This window comes from Paenibacillus xylanivorans, assembly GCF_001280595.1.
Classification (GTDB): Bacteria; Bacillota; Bacilli; order Paenibacillales; family Paenibacillaceae; genus Paenibacillus; species Paenibacillus xylanivorans.
In genome coordinates, this window is the sequence record NZ_LITU01000061.1 from 129,327 (window position 1) to 155,232 (window position 25,906).

Consider the following 25,906-nt stretch of genomic DNA (forward strand, 5'->3'; position numbering starts at 1 on the left):
GGTTCAACAAGGGAGGAAACAGAATATGGCTGTTATTAAAGCCAACTCGGAAGACGTCAGGCTGCTCGCTAGGTTGATGAGAGCGGAGGCCGAAGGTGACGGCCAACAAGGCATGCTGCTTGTGGGCAATGTAGGTGTAAACCGGGTACTTGGCGATTGCTTGGATTTCGGTGATATTCGGGACATTAATCGAATGGTGTTTCAGAACCCGGGTGGCTTCGAGTCTACGCAAAAAGGGTATTTCTACCAACGGGCAAGACAATCGGAAATACGCCTGGCGCAGCGTGTCATTAATGGTGAACGCTTCTGGCCAGCCAGCAACTCCCTGTGGTTTTTCCGTCCTGTGGGGGAATGTCCACCAACCTGGTATGATCAACAAAATACAGGTCGCTTTAAGGCACATTGTTTCTTCAGTCCGACAGGTGAAGACTGTCCGAGTGTATTTTAAATTTTGGGAGGAATCACAATGATTAATCAGCCATATCAACCAACACAGGTTATGGGCCAACAGGCCAATTCGCAAGTACAAGGAACGTCTTATAAAATCGGTAACGGTATGCCCATGATGTCGCCAACACCAGGCCTGGTTTCACCTAGCTCCACAGGCGGCGTACCACCGCTTGTATCTAGCGGTGCTCCAATGACACCTACGGGTGGTGTAGTAACAACAACTGCACCGCAGTTTGAACAATCCTACATCGAAAATATCCTGCGGCTCAACCTGGGCAAATGTGGGACGTTCTACATGACTTACGAAGGAAACAAAGAGTGGAATGCCCGCATTTTCCAAGGTATACTGGAAGCAGCTGGTCGTGACCATATCATTATCAGTGACCCGAATTCTGGAAAACGGATTATGCTTTTGATGGTCAATTTCGACTACGCTACATTCGATGAGCCGTTATTGTATCAATATCCAGGTGTGATCGGGAACTATCCGCAACAACCAAGCAGACGCTAATCAGTAGCGAAAAACAGAACATAATATAACATGACCCTACACAGGCTGTCTCGAATGTGGATGTTATTCCGCAAACGGGACGGCTTTTCCTATATTATTAAAAAGAGCATAAATTTAAATAAAATAAAAACATAATCGAAAGTAACCTTTTCCTCAAATCAGGGCACTTAAAGATAAATACATCATGCAGCAAGTGCACAGGAAGGAGCAAAACATAATGAAGACATGGATCGATGGAGCAATTCAGGGGCAAGCCGAGGCTTACGAACAGCTGGTGACGCAATTTCGCGGAATGGCACTGGCTGTCGCCTATCAAAAATTAGAGGACATGTTCCTGGCCGAAGATGTGGTACAGGAGGCATTTACGGAGGCCTTTGCAAATTTGTCCAAACTGGAGAATCCGGATGCTTTTCCCGGGTGGTTCAAAGTCATTGTGGAGAGACAATGTTACCGTCAAATGAGGCGTAAGCAACATGGCACCGTTCCGGTCCTAGAGATTCAGGATGTAATTCAGGAAGAGGATCAGGCTTGTAATCCTGAAGAGCAGGCTCTGAAAGGAGAGGTGCATCGTCTCCTGCGAGATTCGATTTCCATTTTACCAACTTCCATGCAGCTTGCTGTTGAACTGTTTTATTTTCAGGGTTATTCGCTCAAGGAAATGTCGGAATTCCTCGGGGTTAATGTTCCAGCTCTGAAGAAACGGTTGTATGATGCCAGATCCAGGCTCAGGCGTTCATTACCTGTGGCGGATGTGATTTCAGTATTTAGTGATCTATACGAAGGAGGAAAAGGAATGCTTCACATTATGAATGGTGACCATGCGGCAGATCGATTAAGACAAAGCGGGATTCAAGGTGAAATTCTGGTCTGGCGAGAGCTCTATACATTTGGACCGATAACGAGAAATATGGGGAATGAGAAGGAACGAAGTGAACGTGCACAATATTTGGAGCAGAACTTGGGTATACCCCGGACTGAATATCTGAAAATCAAGGAACTTGAGCAAACGTTGCAATCATTCCATCAATACCAAGAGATCGTTCTGTGGTTTGAGTATGATCTCTATGATCAGGCGATGCTATCGTACTTACTGCACTATTTAAAGGAGCAGGACCTACGTAATACAAAGCTGAATCTGTTATGCATTGATTCCTATCCGGATATTGAACATTTTCGGGGCCTAGGGCAGCTCACACCTTCGCAAATCGGACGTTTATCAGGTACTTGGCATGTGATGGGATCAGAGGAGATCCAGGCTGGAAGCGAGTTTTGGGCAGCGTATGCATCCTCTGACATTCAGGATCACCAGAACTACTTGTCGAATGATACACCCGTGCTCCCTTTTGCACATGCTGCATTCAAGGCCCACCTGTCGCGTCTGCCTTCTGTATCGAACGGATTGGGCACAATTGAGCAATCCACACTGGAGGCCGTGAGAGAGGGCGTGAACAGCCCTTATCCATTGTTCAAGCATGTTGGAGAACAACTGCATATCCTGGGGATGGGTGATCTGGAGTACTGGGCTCATCTGAAGAGAATGACGGAGGAACCTCATGCTTTACTTCAATTAAGCGGTGTACAAGCCTTTCCTGACTTTCAGCAGCAGCATGGCGAATTCCGTCACAGTATCTTGTCTCTGACCGATCTGGGTGTTCAGGTGCTGAACGGAGAAGTGGATTGGGGATTATTAAGAACTGATAAATCCTGGATTGGCGGTCTTCAGATTGGTGAAGGCAATGACACGCCGTGGCGTTGGGACACCGTTAATGAGACCATAGTGATCCTATAGAGGTGAGATGGTAGCAGAAGCAGAGTAAAGCAGTAGAAGCGGTAGAGCAGTAGAGCGGCAGGTAGGCATGCTGCCCAATCGTCATCCATAGAGTCATGAAAAAAGAGTATCCCGCCATGCCTGAGCATGAGTGAGGATACTCTTTTGTTAGTTCACCTTTATTTTACTTGGTTGCATCCAACTTCAATGCGGTTACCATCTTACGGAATACATCTGTATTATCAAGATAACCGGTGAACAGACGGGACCCGGGTCCAGAGGCATTAATTGGCACATCGTCGAATGTGTGGACTTCCTGGCCTTCATCATGAGGCAGATTGCCTGTATAGTGTACACCGTCCGGGTCCTTGTCCGGGTTGGCGATATACCAGGTTTTGTCCTTCACGTTAGGGTCCTGAATGGTAGGACTGATCGGCACCGGATTGGCGAGATAATCCTCATTGTTGTCCGGCATATTGCCCCAGCCTACAGCAATTTTCCACTCGGAATCCGGGTTGTCCGGGAAGCCATCACCGTCTTCATCCACATACGTCGGAAACTTGGAATCCGCATATGTTCCGATCAATTCACGGAGTTCGTCGCCAGATTTTCCTTTGGCGGCTTCCGTGTTATACGTACCGTTAAGCGTAAGGGAATGACCGTGGTCTGATGTAACGATAATGAGCGTATCCGGATGTTCCTTCGCGTAGGCTTTAACACGACCGACCGTTTGATCGAATTCAATCGCATCCCATATCGAGCGTTCAAAATCCATGGTGTGAGCCTGTTTATCAATGGATGCTCCTTCGACCATCAGGAAAAATCCGTTTTTGTTCTGCTCCAGCACCTGGAGGGCTGCGTCGGTCATTTCCATTAACGTTGGCTGATCCGTATCCTTGCCCACAATCTCTGCGTTGTTAGGCTGAGTATATTCCCGGTCATAATATACGTTCATGTTGCCTTTGCGGAATAATCCAAGCAATGATTTGGTAGAGGCGGACTTGTCCAGATTCGTTGCATCTGTAACGTAGGTATATCCTTCTTTTTTGAACTCCTCCACAATATTACGTCCATCTTTGCGCTTTCCACCGTCATCTGCTGGAAGGAACCACTCCAGTCCACCGCCCAGAATAACATCGGGTCGATTGGCTTCATTCAGATACATGCTGGCAATCGCTTCTTGTTCCCCACGCTTGCGCGTGTGTACGGCCATCGCTGCCGGTGTCGCATCCGTTACATCCGCAGTGGTTACAAGCCCGGTAGCCATGCCACGTGTCCGTTTGACCAACTCAACGATGTTTTCCACCTTTGGATCGTCAAAAGGGTCTGGCGTATTGTCCGGGTAGACACCCTCGGCATTTACGGCCGTTTTGTGACCTGTTGCATAAGCGGAAGCACTATTGGCCGAATCGGTGACGATGGAATCCATACCTGACGTGGTGACCATACCCATGGCCTCCATTTGTTCCATCTCCAGCCAGCCATTGAATTTGCCTTCGTGAATGCCCTTGGATACAACGCGAGCAGCGGTGCGAATATTCGCACTCATGCCATCACCGATCATCAGAACAACATTCTTGGCCTGCTCCCCGTTTGTCAGTGTGGCTGTGTCTTTGGAAGGATCGAACACTTGATATACGACCCGTGAATATGTACGCTTGCCTGTAGCAGTGGTTTCGGCGGTTACCACAATGGAATCGCTCTCTTTGAAAGTAACATCCCGAATGGTGTACTCTGTACTCAGATCGTTACTGCTTGTCCATGTTCCGGATTTGCCGAAGTATTTTTCTGGTGACAAACCATTAATCTGGATTTTGATATCTCCGGATTTCAGCTTGGCCCCGTTCAACTCAACCCGGAAATCCAGCTTTTGGCCTGCCAGTATCTGAGCGCGGTCAATAGGCAGAATGGTAAATGCGGCCTGTGCCGTCTGTTGCTGCGTGGAAACGGGTTGCGCATGGACTTGCCAAGGCACTGCTGTAATTGCGACAGCTGCACTAAGCAGCAGCGCGTTCCATTTCATTGCATGATTGATTTTCAATGTACATACCTCCGGAATCAAATTGTTGTTCTAATTGGAAGTATATAGCTGAATGATTAACTGAGCGTAAGAGAAAAGTTAAACCGTAAGCAAGAAGATGCATATATTTGTTAGTAAAACGTAAAAAAAACTGCGCATTCGGTACATTTGTTAACGAAATAGCCCGTATGCATCATTTCGTTGTCATAGGACACGGATTGACTGTGTAGTGTAGAATTATATAATAAAAGAAGCATATCATCGTTATTCGACAGAAGAAGGTGGAGGTGAACGCATTGGGAAGTTGAAACTGCATATGAACGGCAGAATGGCAAATATCCTACATTTTCGAAGGAGGTGGACCTATTTGCCGAAGAATGACGGCGAATAGGATGATAATTTGAGTGACCCCTTACCGAGTATATTAAATTTATTTTTAATTGCTTTGCTTGTATTGATGAATGGTTTCTTTGTCTCGGCAGAATTCGCGATGGTCAAAGTTCGTGGCAGCCGGATTGAAGCTTTGGTGGAAACAGGCAATAAAAATGCGATTTATGCTTCCAATATTGTACGCAACCTGGATGCTTATCTATCCGCGTGTCAATTGGGCATAACGCTTGCTTCACTTGGACTCGGTTGGCTGGGAGAGCCAGCAATTGCTCACCTGTTAGAGCCGATGTTTACTGCATTTGGAATGGGTCCGGTATACGTACACGGGATTTCCATTGCGATTGCTTTTGTTATTATTACGATTTTGCATATTGTACTCGGGGAACTTGCTCCCAAGACGATGGCAATCCGCAAATCAGAGACGATCACGTTATGGTCTGCGGCGCTGCTTACGTTCTTTTACAAATTAATGTACCCCTTTATATGGGCATTGAATGGTATGGCGAACAGCCTTCTGAGAGTGTTTCGCATGGCACCGGCCTCGGAGCATGACTCGGCGCACAGTGAAGACGAAATACGCATTCTGATGAAAGAAAGCAATAAGAGCGGTTTAATTGACAATACTGAATTGGCGCTTGTTGATAATATATTTGATTTTACGGCAACAACCGCCCGTGAGATTATGATTCCGCGGACGGAAATGATCTGCCTGAATGCCAATCAGTCCATGCTTGAAAATCTGGAAATTGCCAGTGAGAGCATGCGTACCCGTTATCCGGTATATAACGGTGACAAAGACCATATTATCGGTTTTATTCACATTAAAGACCTGATGCGATCTCAGCTTACAGATACCATTTCGGTAATTCGGCCGATTCTCGCGGTACCCGATTCTACCCCAATCAGTGACTTGCTCAAGCGGATGCAACGCAGCAAAACACAGATTGCCATCCTGATTGATGAGTACGGAGGAACCTCCGGCCTTGTAACGCTAGAAGATATCATGGAAGAGATCGTGGGCGAGATTCAGGACGAATTTGACCAAGAGCGTCCTTCCATTGAGAAAGTGGATGAGATGGAGTACTCCATTGACGGCCTTATGCTGATTGAAGAGGTTAGTGAGCGCTTTGGGCTGGATATGGACCGGGCGGATTATGATACGATTGGCGGCTGGTTATACTCCAGAGTAGAGGCCATCCCTCCAGAAGTGGGGCAGTCGGTAGAGTATGGCGGATATGTCTTTGTTATTCAAGAGACCGAGCATAAGCGGATTTCACGTGTGAATGTGATTAAGCTGGATCTGATGGTTGAAGGCGAAGGGGCCTGACCAAGGTATTATTTTTGGTGGCAGGAGATTCCCATCTATAGAAAAGCCGTGCGGTGGATGATTTCACTGTGCGGCTTTTGTTCTGCCCTTTAATCGTAGCATGCACGGCTGCAAACAGGGTATAATGGAACGACTTTGCAAGATAGGAGAGGTTGAGATTGAGCTATCGCATTGAGGTTGGATTTACGCCTGTGTTTGAATTCATGGCCAGCTTGCATACATATATTTGCCGGAAATCGCATAAAAAAATTGATTTATCTATAGCCTGGGCGCAAAAAACAGAAGGACAGCTAAGTTCTGAGCTTGATGCCATTTTGCAAGATATGAAAGTGGATGATGATTGGAAATGGATGTATCTGCTTGTCTGTTTACGAGTAGAAGATGAGGAGCCAGAGGATTTTATTGAATGGTTCAGTAAACGAACCGTGCTGGAGCTCCGTGACATTTTTGCCCGGTATAGCTTCCCGTATACGGATGATATTGATGCTTTCCAGACTCGAATGACCTATGTATTAACAGAGTGGAATGAGCAATATTTTCGCTTGCTTGATCCAGCGGTCTTACAGCATTTGAGACAAGAGGTGCTGGACCGCAAGGAGCAATTGCGACAGTCTTCTCAGGAGAAGGTATTGGACGAGGCAACCAATGGTTTGATGTTTCGGGATGTAAACGGACTGGAAAGAATGCTGCTGGTGCCGCAATTTCATTTTCAGCCACTAAATGTCATCCTGCATTTTGGAGATACCCTGTTGTGTCACTATTCCTCCAGATTGTATATGGGAGACGAAGAATATATTCCGACCCATCATTTGCGAGTGATCCGCAGTTTGGGAGAGAAGAATAGACTGAAAATCATGCGTTTTCTGCATCAGGGACCGCGTTCTTTTATAGAAATTGTCCGTCACTTGAAGCTTTCCAAAGGAATAACTCATGACCATCTATCGAAGCTTCGTGGAGCTGGGCTGGTCTATGCGCATTTTGAAGGAGAGAGCCTGGTTGAATATTCTCTTCGTCTTCATGCACTGGAGCAGATATTGCCAAATGTCATGAATTATCTGGAACAATAACGTTTATCAAAATGTGGTTTTTAGCAAAAAGATATCCCTCCAATATAGCCGTAGGTTTGTTGTGGCCGAACTGAAATTTATTCAGGAAATCCGCGCAAAACATACGGCTATTTTATCGCTTTAAAGTGGATATTAATGGGTTTAATATAAATATTTTTTTGTGGTTCTCTATTTACAGAACCGTATCCGATTCTTATAATAGGGCTTATCGAACTTATACCTTACTAATTTCATAGGAATTATATATATTCTGAATCATTTCGGGAATTAGGAACGGCTGAGCGAGAAAATATGGATTATTATGAATTGGGGAGGATTTTATGAGATTGAAAGGTTTATCCGTGGCATCGTTAATCATCAGTAGTGCGATTGTGTTATCTGCATGTGCAGGAGGTGGAGGAGCAGAGACCACTTCTCCTGGAAGCGGAACAACGAATCCAGGCACACAAGCGACTCCGGTTGCAGCAGCACTGGATGCACCATTTCAGGCAACGGATCTGAATCAATTACCTGAGACGGCAAAAATACGGACGGATACGGTTATTGTGGGGCTTACGGATCCCAGCGGTGCTTTCACACCGTACTTTCATCAGAGCGGATATGATGGCAACGTTGCTTCATTGCTTTTTGCTTCGCTTGTGACCGTAGATGAGAAAGGATTGCCTGTTCCCGATCTCGCTGAAAGCTGGGATGTGTCCGAAGATCAGCGTACATACACGTTTCATCTAAGAAAAGATTCCAAGTTCAGTGACGGCTCACCGCTCACCGCAGATGATGTCGCTTTTACATGGACCATTCTGCATGACAAGTCGTATGACGGTGGATTTGATATTTTCTCCTCCAAGGTTAAAGGCGGCAAAGCGTATACCGAAGGAAAGGCAGATCACATTGAGGGGATTCAAGTCGTTGATCCGTTAACGATCTCGGTCACACTGGAACAGCCTAACGCGACCGCTTTGCTTACATTAGGCTCTGAAGTGTTGTCCAAAGCCTACTACGGCAAAGACTATCAATTCGGGAAACTCGAATACATTAAGAATCTCCATGCAACACCTGTAGGCAATGGCCCTTACAAACTTGAAAAGTTCATCCCGGGTCAGGAAGTTCGATTCGTTGCCAACGAGTTCTACTACAAGGGCAAACCAAAGACCGAACATTTCATATATAAAACATCGGAAGGAGACACCTGGCAGTTTATTGAGACTGGAGAGATTGACTTCACTTCATTTACGGCTACCCAGGAGAATATCGATAAGCTGAAAAATATCCCATACCTCAACCTTCTGCCTTACACACCAAGTACATACGGATATTTACAGCTCAATCTGGAACATGAACAGCTTCAGGACAAAGAAGTGCGGCAAGCCATCACGTATGGCCTGGATCGTCAGTCCATCTATGTGGACGCCAACCAGGGCGCAGGTGCTGTTGCCAACATTCCAACTTCACCTATTTCCTGGTCTTATACGGAAGAAGGCATTAATCCATACGCCTATGATCCGGACAAAGCCAATCAATTGCTAGATGATGCAGGTTGGGCGCGCGACGCGGATGGCATCCGTGAGAAGAATGGGAAGAAGCTGTCCCTTCATTTCCTCGGAACGAAAAGTCCAGCTACGGATATTTTCATTGCTGTAGCCAAAGAAAACTTCGAAGCGATTGGCGTGCAGTTTCAGCCTGAAGTATTTGCCGATTTCAACTCGCTTGTCTCCAAAGTGGAGGGCGGCGATTATGACGTGGCTTCCTTCTCCACAGCGATGCTAACGGATCCTGCGGACGGGGTGCTGCAATTTGTGGATGGGGAGCTTAAGGGGTACGACAATCCCAAAGTGAAAGAATTGTACAACAAAGGTCTGGCTACGACAGACATAGAGGAACGCAAGGCAGTATACAAACAGCTGTACCAGTTGCTCAATGATGAGCTGCCCGTGATTTTCACCAGTTACAAAAAAACAGTCTATGCCTATAATGGTCGGATCGATGGGCTCTCTGTCAGTCCATACCGCGGGATTGCAACCAGCTTGCCGGAATGGTCTCTGAAATAAGCGGTGGTATAAATCCAAAAACATAAATACCGAAATAAACAAACGTCCCTTGTGTTTGCGATGTCGCCGATGCAGGGGACGCATTAATAAGGAGCCTGATATGAGCACTTACATTGTGAAACGGATGACATATATGGTTCTTATTTTGTTGGCCGCTTCCGTTCTGATTTTCAGCCTGTATGCACTTACTCCTGGAGACTACATCTCCAGCAACATTAAGCTGAGTCCAGAACGCAAGGCCGAGCTACGCGAATTGTATGGACTGGACAAGTCAGTGATCGAACGGTATCTCATCTGGATGAAAAATGCTTTACACGGGGACTTTGGATATTCATTGGCACAACAGAAGCCAGTGCTCGCGTTGTTTAATGAATATATCTGGAATTCATTCCTGCTGGCTGCGGTGACCACGTTTCTGACCTGGTTCATTGCGGTTATTATCGGTGTGATTGCTGCTTACAAGCAGTACTCGTGGTTCGACACTTTCGTGATGATAGGCATCTTTGCAGCCATGTCCGTGCCATCTTTCTTTATCGGATTGTTTTTAATTAAGCTGTTGGCGGTTGACTTAAAATGGTTGCCTCCAGGCAGCATGATGACTACAGGGAGTAATGCCACCGGTCTGGCTTATGTAAAAGAGGTAATTCAGCACATGACCCTGCCTGTAATTGTCATGACCCTGCTCGGGGTAGGTTCACTTACCCGTTACTTCCGCAGTAACATGATTGATGTTATCAAGCAGGATTATATTCGTACGGCACGAGCCAAAGGTTTAAAAGAAAGCAAAGTGTTATACACCCATGCCTTGCGCAACGCTCTTTTGCCTGCGATTACACTGATTGGGTTCGAGCTTCCGTCCTTATTCGGCGGTTCACTGATAATTGAGAAAATATTCAGCTGGCCCGGTATCGGTCAGTTATATATGCAGTCCTTCTCACTGCGGGATTATCCGCTGTTGATGGGCTTTACCATGTTTATCGCCATCCTGACCGTCATTGGAACGCTGCTGTCTGATGTGCTATATCACATCGCAGATCCGCGTGTCCGTTTGCAATAGGGGGCTATGAAAATGACAACCTCTTCATCGTCTGTAACGAGAAGTGCCGCAGAAGCTGCCTTACCTTTAAAGGTTCCGGCCAAATCTTCCTTATGGAAATTGTCGCTTCGAAGACTGCTCAAAAACAAACTTGCCGTTGGCGGACTCATTGTGGTTTTGCTGATGTTTGTGGCTTGCTTCATTGGACCGCTGTTCTCACCTTACACCGATAACAAGATCAATATGGCAGCGATGAAACAAGGTCCAGGCATTCATCACTGGCTTGGCACGGATGCGCTAGGCAGGGATGTGCTAACCCGTGTGCTGATGGCTGGTCGTATCTCACTCACCGTTGGTCTGGCCTCCATGGTTCTATCGGTATTTATCGGCTCCTTGCTTGGAGCCATCGCCGGATATTATCGTGGCATTGTAGATCAGGTCATTATGCGGATTGCTGACTTACTGCTAACGATTCCGGGACTGCCGCTGCTGTTCATTTTCGGCGCTTTGCTATCGGATTGGAAGGTTCCGCCGGATTCCCGAATGTATATCGTTATGCTGATGCTCAGCTTTGTCAACTGGCCCGGTATGGCACGAATGGTACGAGGTCAGATGTTAAGCTTGCGGGAGCGTGAATTTATGCAGGCTGCTGTTGTTCTGGGCTTGCGTGACCGCCGCAAACTGTTTCATCATCTTTTGCCCAATATCGTACCTCTTCTCATCGTCATGGCTACCCTGAATATCGGAGGGTCCATTCTCAGCGAGTCGGTACTCAGCTTTTTTGGACTGGGTGTCATGCCGCCAACGCCTACATGGGGCAATATGATCGATGCAGCCAACAACATGATTGATTTTCAGCAGCATCCGTGGTTATGGATTCCGCCAGGGCTGTCCATTTTCGTGACCGTTATTGCGATTAACATTTTTGGTGATGGTCTTCGAGACGTATTAGATCCCAAACAGAAGAGAAGGTGAGCACTCCCCATGCGAAATATGATTGAAATTGAACAACTTGAAACTCATTTTTACTCGGAAGAGGGCAATGTTAAAGCGGTGGATGGTGTAAGTCTGAATGTACGCGAAGGGGAGACGGTGTGTATTGTTGGTGAATCGGGCGGTGGAAAAGGTGTAACCGCCATGTCGATCATGGGATTGATCGAAGAACCGGCCGGCAAGGTGGTAGGCGGTACGATCCGTTTTGGTGGACGGGATCTGATCCGTGAAAGTAAATCCTCACTGCGTGCCATCCGGGGAAACGACATCTCCATGATCTTCCAGGAACCGATGTCATCGCTGAATCCCGTTCTGAAAATCGGTGAGCAACTGATGGAGCCGCTGATTGTACACTTGAAAATGAGCAAAAAGCAGGCTCGCACCCGAGCGATTGAGCTGATCGCCGAAGTTGGCATTTCACGCCCGGAACAGATCGCGAACAGTTATCCGCATGAACTGAGTGGAGGAATGTTACAGCGCATTATGATTGCCATTGCCATCTCATGTAACCCAAAACTGTTAATCGCGGATGAACCAACTACTGCACTGGATGTGACTATTCAAGCACAGATATTGGATATGTTACAACACATCAAGTCCCATTCAGGAACCTCCATTCTAATGATTACGCACGACCTTGGAGTTGTAGCTGAAATGGCGGATTACGTTGTTGTAATGTATGCAGGCAAAGTGGTGGAAGAGGGGGAAGTCGTGCAATTATTTGAGTCTCCCAAACATCCATATACCCAGGGACTGCTTCGCTCCAAGCCGATTATTAATCAAAGGCAAGATGAATTGTATTCTATACCTGGACATGTACCTGATCCACTATCTTTGAAAGACTCCTGTCATTTTGCTGATCGGTGTGAACACTGTATGTCGATATGCACTACGCAGATGCCGACGCTGAATCAGCTTGGACCCGGACAGAAGGCTGCATGCTGGCTGTATGAGGAGGTATTGAGCCATGTCTGAACCTTTATTGGAAATCGAACATCTCAAAACCTATTTTCCAATACGCAAAGGACTATTGAATCGTACAGTAGCCCATGTGAAAGCGGTCGATGATATTAGCATCACAATCCATGAAGGCGAGACGTTTGGATTAGTGGGTGAATCCGGAAGTGGCAAGAGCACCGTTGGAAGAACCATCGTTCGGTTAACGGATAAGACGGAGGGACAGATTCGTTTTCAAGGTGTAGACTTGCATCAATTGTCCATGCAGGAGGTGCGGAAGATCCGTCCACAGCTTCAGCTTATTTTCCAAGACCCCTACAGTTCACTGAATCCGCGTTTACGCATTGGTGATGCGATCGGAGAGGCTGTATTGGATCACGGGTTAACGACTGCAAGTGAGGTGCGTGATTTGGTCAAGGAGGTACTCGCAGCCTGCGGCTTGTCATCCTATCATATTGATCGCTTCCCCCATGAGTTCTCCGGAGGACAGCGCCAACGGATTGGGATTGCGCGAGCCTTAATCTTAAATCCAAAACTGATTATCGCAGATGAACCGGTATCTGCACTGGATGTGTCCATCCAGGCCCAAATTATCAACCTGTTCAGGCGGCTTCAGCAAGAGCGCGGCCTTGCTTACTTGTTTATTTCGCATGATCTGAGTGTGGTGGAACATCTGTGTGACCGCATCGGAGTGATGTATCTGGGCTCCATGGTCGAGACGGCTTCCAGAGATGAGTTGTTCGGCAATCCACTGCATCCGTATACGAAAGCCTTGCTGTCTGCCGTACCCGTACCGATTCCCAAATTGAAACGGGAACGAATCGTGCTCAAAGGTGATATTCCCAGCCCGGTGAATCCGCCAGCTGGCTGCAAGTTCCATACACGTTGTCCATGGGCAGAAGATGTTTGCAAGCAGCAGGTTCCTAAGTATCGAAACGTTGGAGCGAGTCATTTTGTAGCCTGTCATTTGGTCTGAAGCATGTGAGAATAATTTCTTATTAACGTTATTTTATGAATACGGAATGGAATTATTTAGGTTTCATCCATTCTGTATGTATTCACTCGAAGATGCATCAAAGAACGAAAAGACGCTCCCGACAGGTAAGTCGGGGCGTATTTTATTTTTTTGAAACCTTCAAACCACTACATCCGTTTAATATTTACACAAAAACAAAATTTGGAAGCGAAAGGTGGATACATATGCGAAAAATGAAAATAACGTCCATGCTGAAAGCCATTATTGTTGCGGCACTATCGGCACCCATGATTCTTGCCATACCAACCGCCGGGGTAGCTGTCGCCAGTCCGAGTATCAAGCCGCACGCGCTTACTCCACCACCACCGCCTTTGGAACCAAGTATTAATACATTGTCTTCCCCAACATATATCTATCAGGCAGTGGGGACTGTTACACCTGGAGGCGGGCTGACTGCGATTGTAAATACAACAACAACGGCCTTCTCGGAGATGAAATCACTGCAAGTCGATTATCGACTTGAACGCTGGACGGGAACGGCCTGGATACTCTATCAATCCGGTACCAAGAAGAAAACGCAAACGCAGTCCCTCAATGCCCAATCGAGCTGGACCGTTATAACCGGATATTACTATCGAGTCGTCAGTCTTCATACGGCGGATGATGGGGTCAAACCTGAGACATCCACTCATATTTCAAGCAATGTACTATTTTGATTGATTAACGGGTACTACCCGGAAATTTTTGCTCCTGCAGGTCATTGGCAATGGCAATCATCTCTTCTTCCGAGACGGTTCCGAATAAGCTCATATTTACAGAACCCATCATCCATTGAAAGGTATTATAGGGGGGGCCTAGGGAAAGAAATGCATCGCTGCCATCAGCCAGCTTGACAATGCTAGTTTCGCGAAGCATGGGCCCCTCAATGACCTGACCCGGCAAAACATAGGCATAATCAAACTGAATGATTTCTTCTTCACCATTCTTACCTACACCAGTATAACGAACTCTCATGCGTTCCGATTCATAATAATCTTCCGGATTGACGGGATTGAGGGTGTCCAGCATAAGTTCATATTTGATCTTTGTAAACCGCTTCGGTATGGCTTTTGACAGCAAAAAGTCACCCTTAAATCCTGAGCGTGCGATATCCTTTGTTACTATAATAGGTTCAAGCAAGTGTGACTCCTCATAGAAGGGGAGTTTAATCTCTCCTTCTTCTTCGGGTTGTTCATCTCCACTGGAAAAAGTGGGAGCCTCATTAATTCCTCGTTCAGGAGGTGGAGGTGTCTTGGCTGTCGACGGATCAGCGCCCAAATGAGTAGTACGATCCTCAATAACAATGGATTTCATGCCATTACCCCAGTCCTTGATTGATTGAACAAAGGGAGAAACAGCTTGTGTCCCGGAAGGCAGACTGAAGATGACGGCGCCGATGGTCACGGACGCAGCCACAATGACAGATAATCGTACGGTGCGCATTCTTTTCTTGCGTGCGCCAAGTCGGGCAATTTCCTTTTGAACTTGGAGCCAGGATTGACGCATGGGTTCGGTGTTGGAAACAGTAGGGGTGGCAGATACAGCCTCATGGAAGGCTTCGTCAAAAGCCATATCAAACGCGGCATCGAAAAAATCGTCTTCCAGCTCTGAATCGAATGAATCAATATGCTTATCGGACTTGCCTTTGCTCAATGCTTCCACCCCATTCCTTATGTAATTTCTTCTTGATACTTCCGCGGGCTCTGAACAAACGTTGCTTCACAATTTCTTCGGATGTATCAAGCAGATCAGCCATTTCCCGATAGGAAAGGCCCTCTTTCCAGCGCAGCTCCACGAGTACACGGTATTCCGGCTTAAGCTGTTCCAGATAGAACTCGATGGATTCCTGCATCATTTGAGTCTCCACCGTGCTCTCCACGGAAGCTGCCGTCTGATTAATTGTCTCCATATCTATAAAAACACTATCCGTATCCAGTTGGTTACGGTTATTTTTATTTTTTCTCAGATAATTAATGGCGGTGTTCCGTGTGACAACTTCAGCCATGCTTTCAGTTTGACTTCGTTGTCGAAGATAGGTTTGTTTTTAATGATTTTGATAAAAGCTTCCTGAATGATATCTTCTGCTGCAGCACGTTCTTTGATGATGTAAACGATGAGACCATGTACCATATTATAGTATTCGTAGTACACTTCTTCTTGAAGCTGCGGGCCCAAATTATGGAAATCTGAGGCTAAGAGTAATTGGAGCCGATTGGCCATGATGTTCTCCTTTCTGGTGAACAATCCACAAACATTGGTATCATTTCATTTTACAACATTATATGGAAGCGATACAATGGGAGGTTAGTCCGACAGAAGCAGAAAAAATATAGCCAAAATAGAGAGAGGCTGCCTCGCTGACCAGTAAATCATTGTCAGAAGGGCAGCCTCCTATGTGTTATCTAATAATCGTAGTAGAACAGATATAAATGGCTTAGAAAGCCCAGTCGCCGTTCAGGAAGATGGCTTCACGCTCGCCATTCGCTGTGACGCCGTAAATGTTCGTTTCCGGTGAACCCATCATGAAGTCCACGTGTGTAATACTGGAGTTCATGCCGCGAGCTGCCAGCTCCTCGGTTGACATGGTCTTGCCGCCATCAATATTGAAGGCATAAGAGCTGCCGATCGCGAGGTGACATGAAGCATTCTCATCATATAGCGTTGTGTAATAGAGAATACGGCTTTCCGAGATTGGAGAATGGAAGGGCACCAAAGCGACCTCGCCGAGATAATGCGAGCCTTCATCCATATTGATGAGTCTTTCTAGTGTATCCTGACCTTCTTCGGCATGGAAATCAATGATGCGTCCGTTCTCAAACGTAAGGGAGAAGCGATCAATGATGCTTCCGCCATAACTAAGTGGTTTGGTGCTGGACACTTTGCCGTTCACCCCATATTTGGCTGGCGCTGTGAATACTTCCTCTGTCGGAATGTTGGCCACAAAACGGGTGCCTTGTTCGTTAATACTTCCAGCCTGGGCCCAAATGTGCCCTTCAGGAAGCTCAACGGTAAGGTTGGTTCCCGGTGAGACAAAATGCAGAGCTTTATATTTTTTGCTGTTCAGGGCAACTGCTTTGTGTTCCAAACGCTCGATATGTTGCTCCCAAGCCGCTACAGGATCTTCCAGGTCGGCTCTAACAGCGGCAAAAATGGCTTCCCAGAGCTGTTTCATCTGCTCGGCAGGGGGAAGATCAGGGAAGACTTTGTCGGCCCAATCCGGTGAAGGACAGGCCACTCCTGTCCAGCTCATTTTGTCGGCCTGCTGATACTGACGGTATTTGGACATCGCCTGACCATATGTACGCTGGTGGGTGGAAATGCGTTCAGGATCAATGCCTTTCAAGAGGTCTGGGCTGGATGACAAAACGGTCAAGAACGCAGCATTGTTCGCTGCCAGCTCCTCAAGTTCAGCGGCATGCCATTTCGGCGGGTCCTGGAACGAATCCTCTGGCGCCATTTCAAACCGCAGCCGATTGACTGTTTCGTCTCCGTATTTGACGATGACTTTCTTTGCTCCGGCTTCGTAGCCTTTGCGCACCAACAAACGCACAAATTCAGCCGTATCAATCATAGCACTGATGACAAAGATTTGTCCGGGCTGAACGTTCGCGCCTACTTTTACGGCCAGTTCAGCATAACGATCCAGTTTTTGTTCAAAACTCAACATATCAAGTTCCTCCATATCATTGAATGACCCGCATACGCAGGAAAAGAGAGGAGTAATCCTCTCTCTCATTTCACCGTTTCATTTTACTGTTTAAATTAAAAAGCCCAGTTGCCTTGCAGGAAGATTGGCTCCTCGCTACCTTCAGAAGTGACACCGTTAATATTCATTTCTCCTGATCCAATCATGAAATCCACATGAGTGAGACTGGAGTTCATGCCATGATTGATCAGTTCTTCCTTGGACATTGTTTTGCCGCCTTCCAAACAGAAGGCATACGCATTACCGATCGCCAAGTGGTTGGATGCATTTTCATCAAAGAGGGTGTTATAGAACAAAATATTCGTATCGGAAATCGGTGATTGATGTGGAACAAGAGCTACCTCGCCCAGATAATGTGCGCCTTCATCCATTTCAATCAAGCTTTTTAGTGAATCTAGTCCTTGTTCAGCAGTATAATCGATGATTCGACCATTCTCGAAAGTGAGGGAGAAGCCGTCAATCAGGTTACCGCCATAGCTCAGTGGCTTGGTGCTGCGAACTGTACCGTTAACTCCGGTTTTCAGTGGAGCAGTGAATACTTCCTCTGTAGGCATATTGGCAACGAAGACGTGTCCCAGCTCATTGATGCTGCCACCGGATACCCATAGATGACCTTCAGGAAGCTCAATGGTCAGATCAGTGCCAGGGGCAGTATAGTGAATCTTTTTGTATTTTTTCTCGTTGAGCAAATCAGCGCGGGAGTCGAGATTCAGCAAATGCGTTTTCCATTCGGCGACAGCATCCTGCTCACCAATGCGAACGGTTTTGAAGATGACATCCCACAATTTATCGATTTGCTGCTCTGTCGGAAGATCAGGGAATACTTTGGCTGCCCATTCAGGGGAAGGAACTGCCACAATGGACCAGCTGAATTTGTCTGCCATCTGATAGGAACGATATTTCTCCATCGCTTTACCGCGAACTTTCTGACTAGTCACGATCCGCTCCTGAGGAACACCCGCAAGCAAGTCCGGATTTTCTGCGATAACGTGCAGAATGGCCGCGCCTTCTTCTACGAGTTCAGTCATTTCACCTGCAAACCATTTCGGTTCAATGGAGAAGGACTCTTCCGGTGCGAGATCATAGTGAAGACGTGTTATCACCTCGTCGCTCCAGTTTACTTTGACCAGCTTGGCACCTGTGCCATAAGCGGCTTTGACGATCAGGCGCACAAAATGCGCTGCCGAGATTGGTGCGTTCACGACGAGAGTTTGCCCAGGATGGACATTGACACCGACTTTGACAGCCAGTTCGGCATATTGTTGTAAATTCGTTTCAAAATTGTTCATGCTATTTTTTCCTCCTGTTTGGTATAATGTCGTAGCTGTTTGTTATTATAGTCCTCATTACAGGTATGTAAGGAGTCAGTATGGTTCCCTCATTGAATAAGGTATACGTTGCTACGATATATATTGTACAATTAACCAATAATAATTACCAAACTAGGTTTACCATAAATTGTGGAGACCTGCAACAGATGAGAGTTTAAAGGAGAGAACGATTGTGAATATTGAGATTATTCGTGCAGAGATGCGTCGTGAGGATGAGAAGAATTTTGTAGGAAACACGGTTTTTCGTGCAGAAGGCGAAAAGTCAGTTTATGAAATTACGTTCATGAGCAAGAACGGCAAGGATTGGGATTATAGTCTGCATTTCACCGAGCAATCCGGTGATGAAGAGGAATTGCTTCGTATGGACGAGCTGTTGGAAAACGATGACGATATGTACAATCAGTTGCTTGATGCGGCACTGGAGGCATATCCGGCGTAATTTGTCCGAGATATTCTTGTTCTATTATGGAATGTAGCTGATTATACTAGACGGTGTATGCCTGAAACAGGGTGTCCACCGTCTATTTTATTGGAATTAAGGAATAGATGCTCCAGAAAAGGGAAGTCTACGACAGATGAATAGAACCAGAGAGACAATCCGCCTGAATGGGAGGTAACCGTGAATGGCATCTGACAATTTGATTACAGCAGGAATGACGGGACTTGAAGAAGTCGGGCACGATATCCTCAGTCTGCGTACACTGTTCGTTAATGTTGTGTTCATCGGTGAGCCGGGAAGCAGGAACTGGGTGCTCGTGGACACTGGAATGGCGAGTTTCACTGATCAGATCCTTCATGTGGCATCAGAGCGTTTTCCAGGTCCACCGTCGGCGATTATTTTGACGCATGGTCACTTTGACCACGTTGGAACCGTCATTGAACTGGAACAATTCTGGGGTGTTCCGGTGTATGCACACCCACTGGAACTTCCTTATTTAACAGGTGTAAAGGATTATCCTCCTGCCGATCCTTCCGTAGGTGGCGGTTTGATGGCACGATTGTCATTCGCATATCCCAATGAAGCTATTAATCTGGATGATCGGATATTCAGTCTGCCAGAAGACCATTCAATTCCAGGTGTCTCTGGATGGGAATGGCTGCATACACCCGGTCATACACCGGGCCATGTCTCGCTATTTCGGAAAGAAGACCGTATCCTGATTGCAGGAGACGCGATTGTCACCGTAAAACAGGAATCGCTCTGGAGTGTGCTGCTTCAGGACAAACAGTTGCACGGTCCACCTGCATATTTCACGACGGATTGGCAAGCGGCCCATCAATCAGTTCAGCATATTCGAAGACTGGAGCCGATCGTTGCCGTTACCGGGCACGGGCATTTCTTAACCGGAGAAATGCTGAGGGATTCGTTGGAGAGACTCGATCTTGATTTCGAACAGACCGCCGTTCCGGATCACGGCAAATATCTGGATTAATAAAGCCGATGCCATACATGGCATTCCAATGAAATCTGGAATGATTCCATTATGGACGCAAAAACGGATGGAGAAATGGAGACAGCCACGGAGCTTCGTAGCTGTCTTTTTTGTCGTTCCATCATGAATTTGTTTTCTATCATAGATTGGTATTTTGTGCGCGGTCATGATATAGTCGAGCCGTATAATATAACCTTAGTATGCAGGAGGTACATATAACGATGACACAGCAAAATACAGCTTTCGAAGAACGATTTGGAGGTATACCAGCCATCTGGCTTCGTTTTAATCAATTCGAAGCGGCTGTCATTCCGAGCGTGGGTGCTAACCTTGTCGCGTTCCGTGATACAGAGCAGGGGTTCCGTTATTTGCGTGAGCCGGACCTGGAACATATGGACGAGTTTATGGCTGCACCTGCCGTATACGGAATTCCGATTCTTTCCCCACCAAATCGTTATGAGGATGGTCGCTTCCCCTGGAATGGTGAAGTCTATCAACTACCTATAAACGAACCAGCTACAGGCAACCATTTGCACGGATTCCTGCATGATGCCGAGTGGAAGGTTGAGGGATACGGATCTGACGAGTTGGAGAGTTATGTTGTGCTTAGTCAGGAAGTGAAGGACGGACATGAGTTCTACAAATACTTGCCATTCACCTTCACTGTGACGCTCCGTTATTCACTGAGTAGCCTGGGACTCCAGCAGCAATTGAATGTCCGCAATAACGGAAAGGAACGTATGCCGAATTTGTTCGCATTCCATACAGCTATTAGCGTACCTTTTGCACCTGAAAGCCAGGCATCCGATTATACGGCCAAGGTAACAATTGGTCAGCGTCGCGAACTGAATGAACGTTCTTTGCCTACAGGACAATTTCAACCGCTTACACCAGAGGAAGAGCAATTAAAGGGTGAAGGCGTTAGTCCGTTTTTTGCAGCCATGGACAACCACTACACGGCTCAACCGCAGAATGGGCGTAACTATATGGAGCTTACTGATAATCGTACCGGCGATAAGCTGGTGTATGATGTAGGGACGTCCTACAAGCACTGGATGATTTGGAATAACAACATGGGGGGCGACTTCTTCTGTCCTGAGCCACAGATGAACCTGGTTAATGCTCCAAATGTACAAGGCATTCCTGCTGAAGATATCGGTCTTATTGGACTTGAGCCGGGTGAATTATTCGAACAAACCAGTCGTCTGTACCCAATCAAGCCGCAAAAATAAACGTTCACACATTTTGCTGTACGCTTACATTTTTGTCGAAAAGGTGAAAATCTAGCAGACAATCATGTATAATATGACAAGATACACAAGCTTTGCTCATAAAGAGCATTTTGCGTATATTCCAAAAACGACTTTGGAATACGCAAGATGCTATGAAAAAGAATGTATACGTATTTTTGTAGAGACCCAAACCATCTTTTTGGAGGAGGAAAAGCAAGTGGAATACCGCATTGAGAGAGATACGTTAGGTGAAATGAAAGTACCAGCCGACAGGCTGTGGGGAGCTCAAACGCAGCGCAGCAAGGAGAACTTTCCGATTGGTCGCGAGCATATGCCGATGGAAGTCGTACGTGCTTTGGCTATTTTGAAAAAAAGCGCTGCTGCCAGTAACCATAAATTAGGTAAATTGTCCGCTGCCAAATCGGATGCTATCGCTTATGCAGCTGACGAAATTATCGCAGGGCGAATTGATGATCATTTCCCGCTCGTGGTATGGCAGACGGGTAGCGGAACGCAGTCCAACATGAACGTAAACGAAGTTATTGCCAATCTGGGTAACCAATTGCTTGAACAGAAGGGCAAGGAAGAACGTCTGCATCCGAATGATGATGTGAACATGTCCCAGAGCTCCAATGATACATTCCCAACTGCTCTGCATGTGGCAGGTGTACTTGCTGTTGAAGATCAACTTTTGCCGGCGATTGCGGTGCTGAAAGCCACTTTTGCAGACAAATCGGAAAAATTCAAAGAAATTATCAAAATTGGACGAACCCATCTTCAGGATGCAACGCCAATTACACTCGGTCAGGAGATCAGCGGCTGGGAAGCGATGCTCGATAAGAGTGAACGCATGATTCGGGACAGTGTTAATTATATGAAAGAACTCGCCATTGGTGGTACAGCTGTGGGAACCGGAATTAATGCACATCCTGACTTTGGTGATTATACAGCCAAGGAAATTGGCAAGCATACCGGCAAGGATTTTGTATCAGCACCAAACAAATTTCACGCGCTTACAAGTCATGATGAAGTGGTCTACGCTCACGGTGCAGTTAAAGCGCTTGCAGCTGACTTGATGAAAATTGCCAATGATGTTCGCTGGCTGGCTAGTGGCCCACGCAGTGGTCTGGGAGAGATTCGCATTCCGGAGAACGAACCGGGCAGTTCCATTATGCCGGGTAAAGTGAATCCAACCCAGAGCGAGGCGATGACCATGGTGGTTACGCAAGTGATGGGGAACGATGCGGCGATTGGCTTCGCGGCAAGTCAGGGCAACTTCGAGTTGAATGTGTTCAAACCTGTTATTATCTATAACTTCCTGCAATCCGTTCAGCTTCTTGCTGATTCCATCGTTGCATTTAACGATAAATGTGCGGTGGGCATTGAGCCTAACCTCAGTCAGATTGAACATAATCTGAATAACTCGCTTATGCTGGTTACTGCTCTTAATCCGCACATCGGTTATGAGAATGCAGCCAAAATTGCCAAGCTTGCGCATAAGGAAGGACTGTCTCTGAAAGAAGCTACATTACAGACAGGTCTGCTTACGGAAGAGCAATTCGATCAGTATGTTGATCCAGCGAAAATGATTGCCCCGAAAGCCTAATGAATCATTATCATGCGAACTTCATTCCAATAAACAAGCGGCCTGCATATGCAGGTCGTTTTTTAGCTCGTGAGGTTCGTGAACGTGAACTAATGCTTGTCAGTCTATACGTATACATATAAACTACATATGCGACTTTTTTTTAATCGATCGGAATTGTTTATTTCATTGGAGGTTTCTGCGTTGTTGAAAAAGAGAAGATTCACGATACGCTCCAAAATTCTATTGGGCTATCTAGTGGTTGTGTTGTTATTTGGTGCCGTTTTGCTGGTACTATCTGCCCAAATTGATGCATCGCAGAAGGAAATCGATTTTATCAGCCACCACGACCTGGAAGTACATAACCTGACCAACGCAATCGAGAAAAATGTTCTGAATATGGAAACAGGACAGCGGGGATTCATGATTACCGGGGAAGAAAGTTATTTGGAGCCATACAACCAAGCGCTAACCCAGTGGAACTCCAATTATGCCGAACTGTATGAGCTGGTTAGCGATAACCCATCCCAGCAAATGACTCTGGAAACCATCAAAACACATATTGTCCGCTGGATTGATGTTGCCGGAGCAGCCTCGGTAGCCCTAAAGAGACAAGGAGATCAGGAAAAAGTTATTGAATTTTTCCATTCCGATCCGGGGAAAAGCGAAATTGATCTGTTAAGATCCCAGTTCGAGAACTTCCGCAATACAGAGTTGCGCCTCACGGAAAGCCGGGTGACCGAGCTGGCGGCGCGAAGCTCCACACTGCTTACCATTATGTACACCTTATGGGCTGCCGTTGCCGGACTATCTGTTGCCGCAGCCCTTGTGATTTCGGGCAATATTGTCAAGACCCTGCGTGAAGTCAAACAAACCATTAGCGACATATCTCAAGGCGGCAATCTTACACAGCGTATTCTTGTCCGAACACATGATGAAGTCGGTGATTTGGGCCAGGAGACGAATATATTGCTGGACACGGTACAGGAACAGAATCGACTTAAGGATCGGGTTGCCAGTATTGCTACGCTCTTGCAGAATCCTACGAGTCTGGAGGGACTGTCACGGTTGTTCCTAAACCAGGTCGCTATCCTGCTGGAAGCCCCTTATGGCGTGTTATATGCAATGAAAGAGAACCGTCTCATTCGTGTTGCTGCGTATGCAGTAGATGGAGAGAAGGAGCGTTCCCTCGGTAAAGTGTCTGTTGTACCGGGTGAGGGATTAGTCGGTCAGAGTGCGATCGAGAAACGGGTTTTGCAGATAAACGACTTGCCGCAAAATTATATTCGCATCTCTTCGGGACTTGGTGATGCTCCAGCTGCGTCACTCACGGTAGCCCCAGTGGTATTTGAAGGTAAAACGATAGCTGTAATCGAACTGGCTTCCATGAAACCGATTCAATCAACGGAGACAAAGCTGCTGACTGAACTAATCGAAATCTTCGGGGTCTCGCTTCATTCCACTGTCACACGCATGGAATTACAGCATTTGTATGATGAGTCCCAGGTACTGAATGAAGAATTGCAGACACAATCGGAGAAACTGCAGGCACAGACCGAAGAGATGGTGTCCCAGACGGAAGAATTGCATATGCAGACAGAAGAACTGTATATGTTGAACGAGCGTCTGGAACTGCAAAAAAATGCGGCTGAGACCTCTGCCAGCGAACTTGCAGAAGTAGCGGATCAGTTACGGACAAGTTCTGGTTACAAGTCTGAGTTTCTGGCGAATATGTCGCATGAACTGCGTACACCGCTGAACAGTATGCTGATTCTGTCTGAGATTTTGGCAGAGAACAAGCATCAGCACTTAAACAGTGAAGAACAAAAATATGCTTCGGTGATCCATGCATCAGGCAAGGACCTGTTGAATCTGATTAATGATATTCTCGATCTTTCCAAGGTGGAAGCCGGGGAGATGGAAGTAGATTTGAATGATGTCTATCTTGAGAGCTTACCCGAAGCGATGAATCAATATTTCCTGAAAACGGCTGAGCAAAAAGGAATTGTTTTCCGGATTCAGCTTCAAAGCCCTTTACCGGAAACGATTGTTTCCGATGAGATGCGGTTACACCAGATTTTGAGGAATTTACTCTCCAATGCATTCAAGTTCACCAATGAAGGTGAAGTGGCCTTAACCATCTCCAGAGTGAGCCTGGTCAATTCTGAAGAAAACGGGGTAGAGGCGGATGTCATAGCCTTCTCGGTTAGTGATACCGGAATTGGCATTTCTGAAAACAAACTGTTGCAGATCTTTGATGCGTTCAAGCAGGCAGACGGAGCCACAGCCCGAAAATACGGTGGAACCGGACTAGGACTGTCGATCTCTCAATCCCTTGCCAATCTGTTGGGAGGATCAATCTCGGCAACTAGTCGCGAAGGACAAGGAAGTGTGTTCACCCTATTCCTCCCGCTTAGAAGGGAAGAGCCTGAGGTTATACAGAACTCCAGATTGTTCTTGAACGAAGTTGCCGTGACTGCTCCTGAAACAAACAGTACTTCAGTGGCAAATTCAACAAACGTTGAGATGCTGCTGACTCCACTCGAAGAATCATTGCTGAATGGCCGCCAGGTTCTTGTTGTCGATGATGACATTCGAAATGTTTATGCATTGGCAAATGCCCTTGAGCAGTATGACATGAAGGTGATTACAGCTCAGAATGGCTACGAGTGTCTGGAGATGTTAGAGAGCGGAGAAGCGAATCCGGATATTATCTTGATGGATATCATGATGCCAGAGTTGGATGGATATGAGACCACTCGCCAGATTCGTGAGAGATTAAATCTTAAGCAGCTGCCTATTATTGCTCTGACTGCCAAAGCCATGAAAGAAGATCGTGATAAATGTATCGCGGCAGGAGCCTCCGATTATATTAGCAAACCGCTGAATATGAAAGAGGTACTGTCCCGGATGAAATTATGGCTGAGTCATGAATCATTGGGAATCTAATCTTTTAGTTCGTGAATAAACAATATTGAACCTGAAAATAAAACCTATGCCCGTTGCGCAATGATTTAAAATGTACCCTATAAGATGGACA

General features: G+C 46.5%; 22 protein-coding genes. 16 read left to right on the forward strand and 6 right to left on the reverse strand.

The features are described from left to right. Positions 1-25: 25 nt before the first annotated feature. The 3 genes from AMS66_RS16840 (at position 26) to AMS66_RS16850 (ending at position 2,750) form a co-directional block, all read left to right on the forward strand. On the forward strand, positions 26-448 hold the full coding sequence (locus AMS66_RS16840; protein WP_053781913.1) for a cell wall hydrolase: 423 nt from the start codon (positions 26-28) through the stop codon (positions 446-448). Between the two features lie 18 nt (positions 449-466). Continuing rightward, positions 467-961 (forward strand): spore coat protein GerQ, encoded by a 495-nt coding sequence (gerQ, locus tag AMS66_RS16845; protein ID WP_053781914.1) that lies wholly within the window; start codon positions 467-469, stop codon positions 959-961. Between the two features lie 217 nt (positions 962-1,178). Then, positions 1,179-2,750 (forward strand): sigma-70 family RNA polymerase sigma factor, encoded by a 1,572-nt coding sequence (locus tag AMS66_RS16850; RefSeq protein ID WP_053781915.1) that lies wholly within the window; start codon positions 1,179-1,181, stop codon positions 2,748-2,750. A gap of 163 nt (positions 2,751-2,913) precedes the next feature. Here the strand turns inward: AMS66_RS16850 and AMS66_RS16855 are convergent, their stop codons facing one another. After that, entirely contained in the window at positions 2,914-4,770 is a 1,857-nt protein-coding gene (locus tag AMS66_RS16855; protein ID WP_053781916.1) for an alkaline phosphatase, read from the reverse strand. A gap of 379 nt (positions 4,771-5,149) precedes the next feature. Between AMS66_RS16855 and AMS66_RS16860 the strand changes: the two genes are divergently transcribed. The 8 genes from AMS66_RS16860 to AMS66_RS16895 all read left to right on the forward strand — a co-directional run bounded on the left by AMS66_RS16860 (position 5,150) and on the right by AMS66_RS16895 (position 14,256). Next, positions 5,150-6,466 (forward strand): hemolysin family protein, encoded by a 1,317-nt coding sequence (locus AMS66_RS16860; RefSeq protein ID WP_053781917.1) that lies wholly within the window; start codon positions 5,150-5,152, stop codon positions 6,464-6,466. A 158-nt stretch (positions 6,467-6,624) separates the two neighbouring features. After that, entirely contained in the window at positions 6,625-7,533 is a 909-nt protein-coding gene (locus tag AMS66_RS16865; RefSeq protein ID WP_236703459.1) for an ArsR/SmtB family transcription factor, read from the forward strand. A 320-nt stretch (positions 7,534-7,853) separates the two neighbouring features. Then, positions 7,854-9,578, forward strand: a complete 1,725-nt coding sequence (locus tag AMS66_RS16870; protein ID WP_053781919.1) for an ABC transporter substrate-binding protein — start codon at positions 7,854-7,856, stop codon at positions 9,576-9,578. Positions 9,579-9,678: 100 nt separating this feature from the next. After that, positions 9,679-10,635: an ABC transporter permease gene (locus AMS66_RS16875; RefSeq protein WP_053781920.1), complete on the forward strand. Its 957-nt coding sequence runs from the start codon at positions 9,679-9,681 to the stop codon at positions 10,633-10,635. A 12-nt stretch (positions 10,636-10,647) separates the two neighbouring features. Further along, positions 10,648-11,589: an oligopeptide ABC transporter permease gene (gene opp4C, locus AMS66_RS16880; protein WP_053781921.1), complete on the forward strand. Its 942-nt coding sequence runs from the start codon at positions 10,648-10,650 to the stop codon at positions 11,587-11,589. A gap of 9 nt (positions 11,590-11,598) precedes the next feature. After that, positions 11,599-12,582, forward strand: coding sequence for an ABC transporter ATP-binding protein (locus AMS66_RS16885; RefSeq protein ID WP_053781922.1), 984 nt, complete (start codon positions 11,599-11,601; stop codon positions 12,580-12,582). Further along, on the forward strand, positions 12,575-13,540 hold the full coding sequence (locus AMS66_RS16890) for an ABC transporter ATP-binding protein (RefSeq protein ID WP_053781923.1): 966 nt from the start codon (positions 12,575-12,577) through the stop codon (positions 13,538-13,540). The genes AMS66_RS16885 and AMS66_RS16890 overlap by 8 nt, the downstream gene beginning before the upstream one ends. 224 nt (positions 13,541-13,764) lie before the next feature. Beyond that, a complete protein-coding gene (locus AMS66_RS16895) occupies positions 13,765-14,256 on the forward strand; it encodes a hypothetical protein (RefSeq protein WP_053781924.1) in 492 nt (163 codons plus the stop codon). A 4-nt stretch (positions 14,257-14,260) separates the two neighbouring features. Here the strand turns inward: AMS66_RS16895 and AMS66_RS16900 are convergent, their stop codons facing one another. From AMS66_RS16900 to AMS66_RS16915, 5 genes are all read right to left on the reverse strand, one after another. Further along, positions 14,261-15,232 (reverse strand): hypothetical protein, encoded by a 972-nt coding sequence (locus AMS66_RS16900; protein WP_053781925.1) that lies wholly within the window; start codon positions 15,230-15,232, stop codon positions 14,261-14,263. After that, positions 15,210-15,584, reverse strand: a complete 375-nt coding sequence (locus AMS66_RS33790; protein ID WP_236703460.1) for an RNA polymerase sigma factor — start codon at positions 15,582-15,584, stop codon at positions 15,210-15,212. Before AMS66_RS33790 ends, AMS66_RS16900 begins: the two co-directional genes overlap by 23 nt. Next, positions 15,542-15,799, reverse strand: a complete 258-nt coding sequence (locus AMS66_RS33795) for an RNA polymerase sigma factor (RefSeq protein ID WP_236703461.1) — start codon at positions 15,797-15,799, stop codon at positions 15,542-15,544. The genes AMS66_RS33790 and AMS66_RS33795 overlap by 43 nt, the downstream gene beginning before the upstream one ends. Before the next feature lie 214 nt (positions 15,800-16,013). Then, complete coding sequence (locus tag AMS66_RS16910) at positions 16,014-17,246, reverse strand: aminopeptidase (protein ID WP_053781926.1); 1,233 nt, start codon at positions 17,244-17,246, stop codon at positions 16,014-16,016. 95 nt (positions 17,247-17,341) lie between these two features. Beyond that, positions 17,342-18,574, reverse strand: coding sequence for an aminopeptidase (locus tag AMS66_RS16915; RefSeq protein WP_053781927.1), 1,233 nt, complete (start codon positions 18,572-18,574; stop codon positions 17,342-17,344). A 214-nt stretch (positions 18,575-18,788) separates the two neighbouring features. Between AMS66_RS16915 and AMS66_RS16920 the strand changes: the two genes are divergently transcribed. The 5 genes from AMS66_RS16920 to AMS66_RS16940 all read left to right on the forward strand — a co-directional run bounded on the left by AMS66_RS16920 (position 18,789) and on the right by AMS66_RS16940 (position 25,815). Next, complete coding sequence (locus AMS66_RS16920; protein WP_024632021.1) at positions 18,789-19,055, forward strand: hypothetical protein; 267 nt, start codon at positions 18,789-18,791, stop codon at positions 19,053-19,055. A 184-nt stretch (positions 19,056-19,239) separates the two neighbouring features. Further along, positions 19,240-20,049 (forward strand): MBL fold metallo-hydrolase, encoded by an 810-nt coding sequence (locus tag AMS66_RS16925; protein WP_053781928.1) that lies wholly within the window; start codon positions 19,240-19,242, stop codon positions 20,047-20,049. 221 nt (positions 20,050-20,270) lie between these two features. Next, positions 20,271-21,281 (forward strand): aldose 1-epimerase, encoded by a 1,011-nt coding sequence (locus AMS66_RS16930; protein WP_053781929.1) that lies wholly within the window; start codon positions 20,271-20,273, stop codon positions 21,279-21,281. A 217-nt stretch (positions 21,282-21,498) separates the two neighbouring features. Further along, positions 21,499-22,887, forward strand: a complete 1,389-nt coding sequence (gene fumC / locus AMS66_RS16935) for a class II fumarate hydratase (protein ID WP_053781930.1) — start codon at positions 21,499-21,501, stop codon at positions 22,885-22,887. Between the two features lie 183 nt (positions 22,888-23,070). Next, positions 23,071-25,815, forward strand: a complete 2,745-nt coding sequence (locus AMS66_RS16940; RefSeq protein ID WP_236703462.1) for a CHASE3 domain-containing protein — start codon at positions 23,071-23,073, stop codon at positions 25,813-25,815. The last annotated feature ends 91 nt before the right edge of the window (positions 25,816-25,906 follow it).

Coding starts and splice junctions, on each gene's coding strand:
- AMS66_RS16840 (WP_053781913.1), top strand. CDS start 26: ATGGCTGTTATTAAAGCCAACTCGGAAGACGTCAGGCTGCTCGCTAGG.
- AMS66_RS33795 (WP_236703461.1), bottom strand. CDS start 15,799: ATGGCCAATCGGCTCCAATTACTCTTAGCCTCAGATTTCCATAATTTG.
- gerQ (WP_053781914.1), top strand. CDS start 467: ATGATTAATCAGCCATATCAACCAACACAGGTTATGGGCCAACAGGCC.
- AMS66_RS16925 (WP_053781928.1), top strand. CDS start 19,240: ATGGCATCTGACAATTTGATTACAGCAGGAATGACGGGACTTGAAGAA.
- AMS66_RS16910 (WP_053781926.1), bottom strand. CDS start 17,246: ATGTTGAGTTTTGAACAAAAACTGGATCGTTATGCTGAACTGGCCGTA.
- AMS66_RS16895 (WP_053781924.1), top strand. CDS start 13,765: ATGCGAAAAATGAAAATAACGTCCATGCTGAAAGCCATTATTGTTGCG.
- AMS66_RS33790 (WP_236703460.1), bottom strand. CDS start 15,584: ATGGCTGAAGTTGTCACACGGAACACCGCCATTAATTATCTGAGAAAA.
- AMS66_RS16930 (WP_053781929.1), top strand. CDS start 20,271: ATGACACAGCAAAATACAGCTTTCGAAGAACGATTTGGAGGTATACCA.
- AMS66_RS16915 (WP_053781927.1), bottom strand. CDS start 18,574: ATGAACAATTTTGAAACGAATTTACAACAATATGCCGAACTGGCTGTC.
- AMS66_RS16885 (WP_053781922.1), top strand. CDS start 11,599: ATGCGAAATATGATTGAAATTGAACAACTTGAAACTCATTTTTACTCG.
- AMS66_RS16890 (WP_053781923.1), top strand. CDS start 12,575: ATGTCTGAACCTTTATTGGAAATCGAACATCTCAAAACCTATTTTCCA.
- AMS66_RS16870 (WP_053781919.1), top strand. CDS start 7,854: ATGAGATTGAAAGGTTTATCCGTGGCATCGTTAATCATCAGTAGTGCG.
- AMS66_RS16875 (WP_053781920.1), top strand. CDS start 9,679: ATGAGCACTTACATTGTGAAACGGATGACATATATGGTTCTTATTTTG.
- opp4C (WP_053781921.1), top strand. CDS start 10,648: ATGACAACCTCTTCATCGTCTGTAACGAGAAGTGCCGCAGAAGCTGCC.
- AMS66_RS16850 (WP_053781915.1), top strand. CDS start 1,179: ATGAAGACATGGATCGATGGAGCAATTCAGGGGCAAGCCGAGGCTTAC.